This window comes from Petrocella sp. (assembly GCF_059865615.1).
This window is the reverse complement of the sequence record NZ_JCBCDA010000043.1, coordinates 1-12,097: the sequence shown is the minus strand read 5'-3', so window position 1 is coordinate 12,097 and position 12,097 is coordinate 1. Positions and strand designations below refer to the sequence as shown.

General features: G+C 35.5%; 11 protein-coding genes. All 11 read right to left on the bottom strand.

Translation table 11 applies throughout. The features are described 5' to 3' along the window. A complete protein-coding gene (locus AC6F8J_RS05035; protein WP_500721488.1) occupies positions 1–981 on the bottom strand; it encodes a polyprenyl synthetase family protein in 981 nt (326 codons plus the stop codon). A gap of 100 nt (positions 982–1,081) precedes the next feature. Next, the gene (locus AC6F8J_RS05030; RefSeq protein WP_500721486.1) at positions 1,082–2,995 is read right to left on the bottom strand and encodes an FAD-dependent oxidoreductase; all 1,914 of its coding nucleotides are present in this window, start codon (positions 2,993–2,995) and stop codon (positions 1,082–1,084) included. A gap of 177 nt (positions 2,996–3,172) precedes the next feature. Continuing rightward, positions 3,173–3,376 (bottom strand): YwbE family protein, encoded by a 204-nt coding sequence (locus AC6F8J_RS05025; RefSeq protein WP_500721485.1) that lies wholly within the window; start codon positions 3,374–3,376, stop codon positions 3,173–3,175. 24 nt (positions 3,377–3,400) lie between these two features. Further along, a complete protein-coding gene (locus AC6F8J_RS05020; protein WP_500721484.1) occupies positions 3,401–3,967 on the bottom strand; it encodes a hypothetical protein in 567 nt (188 codons plus the stop codon). Positions 3,968–4,011: 44 nt separating this feature from the next. Beyond that, positions 4,012–4,749 carry a 23S rRNA pseudouridine(2604) synthase RluF gene (rluF, locus tag AC6F8J_RS05015; protein WP_500721482.1) on the bottom strand — a complete coding sequence of 246 codons (738 nt, stop codon included), beginning with the start codon at positions 4,747–4,749 and terminating at the stop codon, positions 4,012–4,014. A 176-nt stretch (positions 4,750–4,925) separates the two neighbouring features. Next, the gene (locus AC6F8J_RS05010) at positions 4,926–7,175 is read right to left on the bottom strand and encodes a VWA domain-containing protein (protein WP_500721481.1); all 2,250 of its coding nucleotides are present in this window, start codon (positions 7,173–7,175) and stop codon (positions 4,926–4,928) included. Between the two features lie 17 nt (positions 7,176–7,192). Beyond that, positions 7,193–8,320 carry an S-layer homology domain-containing protein gene (locus AC6F8J_RS05005; protein ID WP_500721480.1) on the bottom strand — a complete coding sequence of 376 codons (1,128 nt, stop codon included), beginning with the start codon at positions 8,318–8,320 and terminating at the stop codon, positions 7,193–7,195. Positions 8,321–8,711: 391 nt separating this feature from the next. After that, a complete protein-coding gene (locus AC6F8J_RS05000; RefSeq protein WP_500721478.1) occupies positions 8,712–9,176 on the bottom strand; it encodes a methylated-DNA--[protein]-cysteine S-methyltransferase in 465 nt (154 codons plus the stop codon). Between the two features lie 15 nt (positions 9,177–9,191). Further along, the gene (locus tag AC6F8J_RS04995; protein WP_500721476.1) at positions 9,192–9,581 is read right to left on the bottom strand and encodes a response regulator; all 390 of its coding nucleotides are present in this window, start codon (positions 9,579–9,581) and stop codon (positions 9,192–9,194) included. A 57-nt stretch (positions 9,582–9,638) separates the two neighbouring features. After that, entirely contained in the window at positions 9,639–11,927 is a 2,289-nt protein-coding gene (locus AC6F8J_RS04990; RefSeq protein WP_500721475.1) for an ATP-binding protein, read from the bottom strand. A 9-nt stretch (positions 11,928–11,936) separates the two neighbouring features. Next, positions 11,937–12,097 (bottom strand): hypothetical protein (locus AC6F8J_RS04985; RefSeq protein WP_500721559.1); only part of this gene is annotated, 161 nt, incomplete at its 5' end.

The following is a 12,097-nucleotide window of genomic DNA, read 5'->3' as shown; positions in this document are numbered from 1 at the left end:
TTAGTTCATCCGACTCAATAAGGGAGGAATCATGTCTTTAAGTATTTTTTTAGTCTCGCCTTTGGGTAACTTGTCCAATAAAGCCATGGCTCTCATGTGATACTTATTAGCCAAAGCCCTTGTTTGTTCAATACCACCTGTAAGCCTGACCGCTTCGAACATTTCCATTAGGCTATCATCATCCGCATCTTGCCCCAATAACGTTTTTAGTCTTTCGGAGTAATGATTTTCTTTTTGAAGAGCAAAGATGATTGGCATGCTATAATAGCCGCGCCGTACATCCATTTGAACTTCCTTACCCACCGTTGTCATGTCTCCTTCAAAATCAAGAAGATCATCTACAAGTTGAAAAGCCATTCCTATCTCATAGCCAATTCTACTGAGAATCTTGACATCTTTCTCATCGGCGCCTGCATAGTAAGCGCCCGAACTCATCGCTACAGAAAACAATGCAGCCGTCTTACCTGATACCATTTTAATATATTTGTAAGGTGTAATCTTAACATTGTACCGCAACTGATTCTGTTTCATATCACCCAGACAAATTCTACTAACAACTTTTGCAAGGGCAATTGCAAGGGGTTTTTCAAGATCAAGGTTAGTAAGCATCAAGAAACATTGACTAAGCAAATAGTCACCCATATAGACAGCATAGGATTGGCCATACTTGCCTTGTATAGAAGCTTTACCTCTTCGCATGGTTGCTTCATCAATGATATCATCATGAATTAGGGTTGCAAGGTGTATGGTTTCTATAGCCGTAGCCAGCTTTATAATTTCAGGTTCTCGCTCCATATAGGCTTTACCCATTCTACTCCCAACCAAAAGAAATGTAGGTCTTAACATTTTTCCGCCGGTAGCCATTAAATAGTCAAGAGATCCATTTAAAAAGGCATCACCTGAAGCTGTTTGAGATTTCATATTCTTTTTTACTTTTTCAAGTTGTAGAAACAAAGATGCTTCTGTTGTTTTTGTATTCATATTATCACCACTTGTTTTATGTCATTTCTTCAATACTGCAGGAACCGCTTTAGTTTAGGATGCTGGCCACTGGCCAGCATCCTACCCAAGCATTGTATTATTATGTGAATAAATACCATTTTTTAATAAATTTTGATTTCATCCATTGTTTCTTCAATAAGGGTAAGACATAATAATCTAAACCAAAGGTGCTGCCACTGCCTCCAATTAAAGCAAATCCTCCTGCAAGATACCATAACATCTCCACTGGTGCCATATTAGAAGACCAAATCATTACGCCCATTATAATAGAACCAATAGAAGCCAGTGCTGTAAATAGACCCAGTATAAGCGCACCACCGACTGCAATTTCACCAAGTACCATTACTGTTTGAAAAACGGATGCCATGGCTGTAAAGTCTCCCGTAGATGTATAAAACATCACATCCATAGAAGCATCTACCATGTTTGTTATGAATTCTGGAACCGGTAGTGCTGCACCTTGGCTAAAGTTAAGCATCCAACTAACGGTATCTTCAACAAACTGTGGCAAGGGCAAAGATGTTGTCCATACGATGGCTTCTGTTGCCTCTTCAACCCATACTTCGGATGCTCCGGAAGTTGGTATTTTTGCCGGTATCAAGAAAATATCATTTGGATTTTCCATGATTCTCGGTAATTTTGCAAGACCTTCTAACAACCATTTCAAACCAACAAACAACCTAAGTGGCAATAAGAAAAAATTAGGTGATCGTTTTGAAAAATGCCCACCCAAAAAACTACGTCGATCTTCAACATGGAAAAATTCATGCATCATATACGTCCATGCTTTGTTAAATCCGGATACTTGTAAAAAATAAACCATATTAATCATATGTTTAATCAACATCGCGATAAATCCGGAATATACCATTTGGTTTTTGGGCGAACCGACTTGAGCTACACCGTACTTACCACCGATGCTAACCATAGCACCATGAAACTTTGGTTTATAAGGTTTAAGAGGTTCTTTTTTTATCGTTGCTACTATATTTTGTGCAACCAAAGCAGATGAATGCTCAGCATTTTCAACCATCTGCGGTACAGGTTGTTCCTCACCTTCCGGAATGAAGAAGATGTTATCTCCTACCACAAAAACATCATCATGACTTTCAGATCTTAGATACTGATCCGTTTGCACACGATTTCTTGGTCCTTTACTAAAATGCTCTTTTTTCAAAGTCCCCATCAAGTCGCTGCCTTCAACACCCGCGGCCCATATAGTGGTATAGGTGGGAATAGGCTCTTTACCTTCTATACTTATGCTGTTTCTATTTACTTCGATAATATTAGAATGGGTTAAGACTTTTACTCCTAGTTTCTCCAAGCGCTTCTCTGTTTTATGTATTAATTTGTCTTTAAACATTGGCAATACTCTTGGCAACAAGTCAACTACCATAAGTTTTACTTCTTCCCTTGGTATATTGAAATTAAAGCATAATTTGTCAGTCCATTCTGCGAGTTCACCAATCATTTCTATACCTGTGAAACCACATCCAACAACAACAAAAGTCAAAAGATGCGCTCTTTTATCAGGTGTCTTTTCTACACTGGCCTTACCAAAAGCTTCTAAAATATGATATTTAATCTTCAAAGCATCTTCATATGACCATAAGGTCAAAGCGTTTTCCTCTGCACCCTTACAACCATAGAACGTTGGTTTCGAGCCTGTACCAAGCACCAAATAGTCATAAGTATAAGTATTCAAATCACCGGATAATTCTTTCTGATCAAAATCTATGTTTTTAATCTCATCCAAAACCACTTCCACATTACGACCCTCAAAAATCTTATCAAGGTCAATTCTTATAGATTCTTCCGGCACTCGACCGGCAGCAACCTCATGTAGCTCAGTCAACATAGTATGATATGTATTTTTATCAATTAATGTAATCTTTATATCTTCTTTTTTCTTGAGTTTTTTTGCAAGTTTTTTGGCCGTAAGGATGCCACCATAACCTGCACCTAAGACCACGATGTGTTTTTTATTTTCCATTTTTTCGCTCCTATTCCTTTTTATTCATTCAACTTAGTTTAGAATGTATTGACATAATCCATTTTGTACGTGAATTAGTCAAACCTTTTTTTAATCCTTTAACCAAATATACAAGTTTGACATTTATTTGTCAATATTACGGTCGTTTTTGTTCTTTTTGTTCTTTTTGTTCTTCCTCTATCGAGAAACAATCATCTTAACCCTACCGACAATACCATTCTCTAACATGACTTTAATACCATGAGGATGATTTTTGGAATTGGTCAATATTTTCTTAACCACACCTTCAGTTAACTGGCCATTTTTTTGATCTTGTTTTTGAACCACTTTCACATTCATGCCAACTTGAATTTCTTCTCTTTCACTACCTTCCACAGGCATACCTCCTTTTGTAGATAATATTTATTAGTCAATATAATGGTAATAAATATTAGCGGATTTTAATCGCAAATAATGTTTAATTTGGTAATTGAATCCATTGATATGAAAAAACCAAATAGAAAACATTTCCCACATAGCCACCCAAGCACCAATATAAAGGCCTTCTGACAACAATTGTTCTAGAATCGAGTTTTTAATTAAACGAGTCGAAAAAACGGCAAAGATTAACAAAAGTACACCTATTATAAAGAAAGTAAAGGTATTTCTTATTTGGCGAAACCGTTGTGTTTTTACTTGACGAATACGATACCCAAAATAATTATGAATACCCTCTATACTTCTCTTTTCTCGATTGGCATCTTGTAGTGTTTTTAACAAGAAAAAATTAATATCCAAGTTCTTTTTCATGGGTATTTCATAAGAACAAGACATTAAATACTCTAATAAGTCTTCGTCCATATCTCTATTCACAAATGGTGAATAGTCCCATTCACTGTATACATCTCGATAATTATCAAGATGCACATCTATATGATAGGTTTTTTCTTTTTTATCATAACGGTATATTGATTTTAGCATCTTTTCATTCATAAGTTCTCCCCAATCATTTCTAAGAAACTATACCATCGTATTGCTTATTTTCTTAATGAAGCCTCTTCTGTTTTGCTGGAACTTCTTATGAGCCGATCTATTTCTTTTATCTCACTCTGATCTAGGTAACGCCACTGACCGGATTCAATACCTCTGAGTTCAATATTCATGATTCTTATACGCTTAAGCTTTACAACCTTATAAGCAAAGACCTCACACATACGTCTAATTTGTCGATTGAGTCCCTGAACCAAAATAATTTTAAACCTGTTCTTACCAATACGTTCTATTTTACAAGGCTTGGTTTTTGTTTTTAATATTGAGACACCACGTTCCATTTTCCTAATGAAGTCATCCGTTATTGGTTTATCCACAGTTACAACATATTCTTTTTCGTGTTGATTACCCGATCTAAGGATTTTGTTAACAATATCACCGTCATTGGTCATGAAAATTAAGCCTTCTGACATTTTATCCAAACGACCTATAGGAAAAATGCGTTCTTTAAAACCAATGTAATCCACAATATTACTAGGGTCTTTCATATCCGTGGTACAGGTGACACCTACAGGCTTGTTAAAGGCCATATAGACCCTTTTGGTTTTGGGTTTTATGATTTTCCCATCTATTGCTACACTGTCCTCATTTTCTACTTTTGAACCTACAAGAGCGATCTTACCATTTATCGTAACCACGCCTTTTTGAATCAACTTATCGGCTTCTCTTCTAGAACAAGTGCCGGATTCACTAATATATTTATTCAGTCGCATTGAATCATTCATATACGCCACACCTTTAACATAGATTCCAATATTTGGTTATTTTACCTCTTTTTTTATTATATCATGAATGGTTCAAGTGTCAAAACTAAGTTAAGCATAGAAATCATAAAAGAGCAGCAAACTCTTTGCTACTCTTTTATTTATACTAGGGTATGGTTAAGCGTCAAAGCTATGTATTATAGTAGGTTTGGTAATTCATCCATTCTGTTATTAATTCTTATTACAATAACCGTTTCATTGCCACCTTCGTCTCTTGCATATACCGCATAATATCCATTTTCAGTCACATCAAATCTTTCATGAAGGTATTCGATGTCGTTTTTATTAAGCGCAAAATCATGGATGGCGTCAATCTCTGCCCCCGTCATTTCAATCATTAGCCCTTGATTGCTTCCAATCAAATCACTAAAATCTGATACATTGGCACTGGTTATACCACCAGATAGCTTCATATAATGCGTCTCGACAATTCTAGAACCGGTTCCGTTACTTTCAACATAGACCGGCATAGCTGAACCATCTAATACAAAACCTTTCATATGATTGTATTTTATGATTGGTGGCGTATTGTCCGCTTCAATGCTTTTTTCATGATACAGGTTACTTGTGTTTCCGAAGGCATTTTCTACACCGATTTCAAGCAAATTGACGCCTTCCTTTAACGTTAAATTGTGCTGATATTGTCCAAAATCATCTGTAAACTTATTGGTTGTAACCGTTGCCTCGTTAAGATTGATTTTGGTGACGGTACTATTAATTTGAGTTTGTAATACTAACTCTGAATCTCTTTGACTCTCAATAGATAAAATCGTAATAATTGGAACTGTTTCATTGGTCACATTACCATATGGATCTGTTGCTCTAACCTTAAGATGGTTTCCTAGGAGCTGATTTCTAGTCATCTCTTTCTTATTCTCACCTTTTGCACCTGCAAGTGTGAATAAGAGCGTATCGTTGATGTCGTATACTTGAAGACTCGCATTAATATTAATATCAATGGTCAAAATGTAGTTCGATAAATGCTCTTTTGTATTGGACAAATTTACATTCATATTAGGGGCTTGCGTTTCTGTTACAATCATCTCAAGTTCCGCAAATCCTCTGGTTTTTTCCCCACCGTCTAAGTCTCTATAACGGATAAAGGATTTCTGTCCTTCACCAAGGACGTACTCACCCGGCGTCTTAGCCTTTAGGGTTATGGTGAATTCCATCGGGCTGGCGACAAAATGTGTTCCTGCTGTATTCAGATTATAATTGATGCTACCGAACTGGCCTTTTATTGTATTGTTAACTTTCTCCATGCTTGAAGGATAACTTACAATCTCAAAACCTTCATCAAAAGTCTCTTCGAAGTAGACATTTTTCAGTGAAAAATCACTGCTGATTTGTTCGCCAAGTTCATTGTAAATATCTTCCAAAGCAGTACCCGTTAATGCTTTTTTATAAGTTCCCCTTGCTTCATCAGATATAACTTTTAATGTATTACCAGCATCATTATCTGCAAATGCAATAAAATAGCTGTGAATATCAAGGCTACTGTTTTTTATAAGTCTTCCTATATTTTTCCCATAATTAAGGGCATACCCATCGTTATCACTATTTCCTGTCCCACCTAAATATATATTATTACGGGTATCCGTATTGTAATAATATTTATTACCATTTCTTAAGTAGTATGAATAATTGGTTGGTACACCATCCGTCATAAAAATAAAATATTTTTCCGAATCTCTATTTGTATTCAAAGCCTTCAAGCCTTCATACATACCTAAACCAATGTTAGTTCCTCCGTCTGCTCTTAAATTATTAACGGCTGAAACTAAGAAGTCATAATTGGTAGTATTGTCCACAGGAAGTAAAATATTGTTATTTCTATACTTAATGGCAAAACCTGTATTATATTCAATTATACCCACATTGGTATTTGGTAAGCCTTTTAGTTGATTAAGAAAGTTTTTTGCTGAAGTTTTTGCCAATTCCATTCTAGATGGAATTGTATTATCAATCAGAACACCTTTCTCATATATAATATATTGCTGCCCCCAACGCTGATAACTTCTCTTTCTATAATCCTCTCGATTATCTATATATTGATTTTTAGATATTTCATACCAATTGTATCTATCATTGCCCTCTATATCCCAAGCCATACTTCCTGAAGTATCAATAATCAATATAATATCTTTTGGCGTATTATAATCCTCTGGCAACAACATTTCTGCCGGAATATCTTGAGGTTGAAACTTATAACTGACTTGAAAGGTGTCATTAACCAATACTTGTGTCTTATTGCCAACAATTGTTTTGTTCATATAGATTGGCGCTTCATAGCTAACAGTATTAGCCTGTACCGATGCACCCATACTAACAACCATCACCATTACCAAAAGCATACTCATCCAAGATCTTGCATTTATTTTTGTCATTATAGCCCTCCTTCTTATCATCGTGCTACATCATGGTATTTGACGATATATACATCTTCTACCGTATCATCAAAATATCCCATAATTTGATAGGTTTCTCCAATACTTTCTTCGAATCTTATGCCACTGTTCCTAAGTCCCTTTATGCCATCTTCGATTCTTCCTAGGACAAAATCGTTGCCATTCATTGCTTTTAGTAATTCTTTATATAATGTCTCTAGAGTTGCATCTATGTTTGTCTGACTATTAAGTTCCAAAATAATACCTCTTGAGTCTCGAACCATATAAATCGTGCTGTTTCCACCAATACTTAGCAAGGCGGAACGATCTGATACATCAACAATTCTTACTTCCTCCGAGTCTTCTAATCCCAACAATAAGGTTGCTGCTTCTTCGGAAAACTGTCTCGAAAAAAGTGTGAGATCAAAAAGGTCTCCTGCTTCTTTAAGTACCGTGCTATCGGTATTGTTTTCATCTATCGTTATTTGTCCAATAGAAGGTGCATTGATGATCTCTTTCTGATTGGCCAGTCGGTACATCAGTAAAATAGCTTCTTCTAGTGTTGTTGTGCCTAATGGTCTTATAATATGCAGACCAATCTGATCTTTACCGACACCTTTCATAATATCGTTCTGATAACAATACTCCACTGCCTTTTTTGCCCAGCTACTGATGTGGATTCCGTCAGAATATTGGGTATCTGCTTGAATAAGAGTATCTTCATCAAGAGCTAAGACGTTCATAAGTTTATACACAAGGCTTGCTACCTCTTGGCGCGTAATATTGGCATCCGGCTTAAACAGTCCGTTACCATACCCATCAATAATCTTAAAACTATAAGCTTTTAGTATTTCATGCTCATATGGATGTCCTAATATGTCTGAAAAGACATATTCTGATTCTAGTATAATATCTCTGCCTGTTTTTTCTACAATGGATAATGCTAAAAGTACATACTCATAACGTTTGATTGGCTGACGATAGCCTTCCATTAGGCTCTCATGAATAAGTCCATGACCAATCGCTTCATCGACTTCAGTTGTTGCCCAATTGCTTGGCATTCTTTCATTGCCAAAAATAACCGTTGTTGTCATAGCTAGCAGCATTAAAATTCCTACAAATAGTTTTAATATTTTCCTCAACATATAACCCTCCCTCAAGCTGTTTACAAATTATCCGCCAATAGTACTTATACCTACAAAATGCGTCTAAAGCACTATAGATTTAATTAATTATAACATAAATTATTGTAAGTTCATAGGTCCCAGATTGAAGAATTTCATGTACATTACCCTAATAAAAAGGTCCGTTGTGATGTCTTTACACAAGAAAAGACGCTTCGCTTCGTTATGAGCTCTGCTCATATTTCTGAAGGGTTCGAAAGTAAAGGACCTTGACGCATTCAGCTATGTTTTAAAGCAAAATGCTAGAGTATGACTTTCCTAGAGAATAAAAAAAAACCAAAGCGTATAGCTTGGATATTTTTTATTCAGATTACAGTTAAGGTCAAAACTTTGTTTTGACCTTATTCAATTATTATCTATTATATTTTTTTTCATGATCAATGAGCCATGTTTTTCTCCAGATACCGGCTGCATATCCGGTCATCTTACCATTGCTACCAATAACTCTATGACACGGTACAACAATAGCCAGCTTATTTTTGTGGTTGGTTCCACCAATGGCACGATACGCTTTCTCATGTCCAATGCTTTGTGCAATGTCTTTGTATGTAGTCGCTTTTCCATATCCTATCTCTGTAAGTGCCTTCCATACCTTCATCTCAAAATCTGTACCTTCTAATACTATAGGTAAATCAAACTCTTTTCTTTTGCCTTCAAAATATTCAGCCATTTGCTTTTTTGCTAATTGAAGTATTGGTGTTAAGTTTTCAGGTATTTTTTCACTTTCTACAAAAGACAGGCCAGCAATAGTTTCATCCTTTGCTTCTATCATGATTAATCCAATGGGCGACTCGTAATAAGCAATATTTAAGTTCATTGGCCTGCTCCTTCTTTAGCTTATCAATTGTAGGTTCTTAATAACATCAATAAGTTTCTCTATATCTAAAGGTTTGTTCGCATAAGCATTTGCACCTTTTATAAAAGCATCATCTACCACTTCTGTTTCACCAAGTGCCGTTGTCATAATTATTTTAGCTGGGTTCTTGATTTGATTTTGAATCTCCAAATCTCGAATGGTTTTTAATACTTTCACGCCATCCACCTTCGGCATCATGATATCCAAGCAAATCAAGTCATAAGGTTTATGGTCTTTTAAGGCTAAAAGGAAGGCATCAATTGCTTCAAGTCCATTAATCACCAAATCACAGTCACCATAATCGGATAGTATTTTCCACATGAGTTTTCTACTGACCACATCATCTTCTGCTATAAGTATTTTCAATTCACGTCACTCCCCATATATTCTTTTTTATTCTCTATACTATAAGATTACTACATTTTATTCTAAATCTAAAGCTATTTTTTCTATTAGGTCCAAAATATTTTCCCATTTTCCCTTTCGTGCTTCCATTACCAGTTTAAATGCTAATATTCTTGAATCTTCTTTCTTCATTTTTTCAAAATAATCAACCAACGTCTGAGCATGTATGGTAATCTCATCGATGGCTTTAACTTCATACAGGCTTCTTATTTTCTCTAAGATGGCTTCTATTGTTGGGTCTTCTTCGACTATAGTTCCTTCAGGTTGAACAACCACTGCTTCATTGTATCTACCATCATAAATAATCCGTTTATCACCGGACAATAAAGACTGTGCCACCTCGGATATTTTCTGAAGCTGAATTGGTTTAGTCATATATAAATCAAAGCTATGTTTCATAATCACATCTCTGTCTTCCTTTAATGCTAAGGCTGTTAATGCGATAATAATTGGCTTTTTGCCTTTATCATTTTTTCGAATGATATCAATGGCCTCTAATCCACTCATAACCGGCATCTGAATATCCATGAAAATCAGATCATAGGCCGAAGTGTTTTCTACTATATCCACACCCATCTTCCCATTTTCTGCTATGTCTACTATATGACCGTCAAGTTCTAGTTGTTTGCGAATAATCCTACGGTTAATATCATCATCTTCAACCACTAAGATTCTCCCTTTTTTATGGCTACTCTTAGATATTTCCTTCTTCTTGTAAGGCTCGTACAAGTTTTCTAATTTTCTATAATTAGCATCTACATCCTGTCCCAAATCCGTCTCAACCTCAAAAGGTATATAGAAATAAAAATCTGAACCAATGCCTTCTTTTGATTCTACCGTTAGATTGCCACCAAAAAGTTTAATAATCTTTTTAGAAATAGTTAGACCTAGACCTGTACCACCTTTTTTTCTTGTATAAGAACCATCGGCTTGGGTAAAGCTTTCAAATAAATTCGTCATAAATTCTTCGCTAATACCAATACCGGTATCTTTTACATGCACATGCAATTCTAATTTATTATGCCCGATTATAGAAAAACAGTACTGCATTATGACTTCACCCACATCTGTGAATTTAATGGCATTATCCACCAAATTGGTCAACACTTGCTTTAGCCTCACCCTATCTCCAATAACCCTACCTATGGATGTGGGACTTTTTTGTACACTAAGCTGTATATTTTTCTCTTGGGTCTTAAATAGATTTTCTCTATAAACTTCATCAAATAGACGATCCACGTAAAAGGGTTTCATTAATAAAGTCAGCTTACCTGCTTCTATCTTTGAAATATCTAGAATACTGTTAATAATATTAAGCAAATTCATGCTGGATGATTTTGCAATATCAAGGTTCTCAATTAGTGACTTGTCTGTTAGATGGCGACGCGTAAGATCCACCATACCAATGATACCATTTAGTGGCGTCCTAATTTCATGACTCATATTGGACAAAAATTCACTTTTTAGACGATTGGCTTCTATGGCATCATCCTTGGCTTTTTGAATTCTTTTTTCATAACTAACTTGTTCCGTTATGTCTTGAATAATAATTAAGGTCTGTATCTCATCATGACTCATGATTTTTACAAATCCCAGTTGATAATCTCTGTAAATTTTTTCGTCAAAAATAGTATGTTTAAACTGTAGCCTATTGGTTAGATAGTCTTGATTATCTTCATATAGGGCATAAACGCTTTGTCTCATTTGACAGTCAACACATCGTTCACTTAACCCACATAATTTATCCTTGGCATTTGAACACTTTAACAAGTTCCCTAATAGTTCCTCACCGGCTTGTAAATGTTTCACATCAAAGTTATGAGAAATATATCGGTTAATCTTAACGACCTTTCTTTGCTTATCCACAACAACAAGACCTAACGGTAAAGCGTCATTGATGATTTCTAGGTTTTTTTTCTGCTCAATATGATTATTTTCAAGTTCTATTAAATTCGTTACATCGCGAATACTAAGCACTACTTGATATTGATTTTGAACCTGTATCCGTGTGATGCTAGCTGACATATATCTTTTACCTACTTGGGGCACATTAATATAAGCACCTCTTTCAAGCCCTCTTGTATTCCCAAAAGTTTTTACTTCTTCAATGATACTTCTAATAATTTCTCCCTTTTCATCTGTTTTTACCGAAAAAAAATGGGCGATATCTTCAAGTTCTTTAGGTCTACTACCAATAATCTCTATCGCTTTTTTATTAATGTACTCAATCTCATTAAGGGCGCTAACCGTAATGACACCGTCACCTAGGGCTTCCAAAATATTATAGTAATCGAGTTTATTTTTCATACTTATCACCTATATAACCATTTTTTGCTGTTTGACATGTATGTGACCATTTGAGACTTTTACTGTAACTGTCCGGCTAAAACGCTCACCGGTTTCTGCATCATCCATCTTTAAACCATAGGCTCTAATCAAATGCCCAACCATAGCTACATTCTTTTGTCCGACTAAAA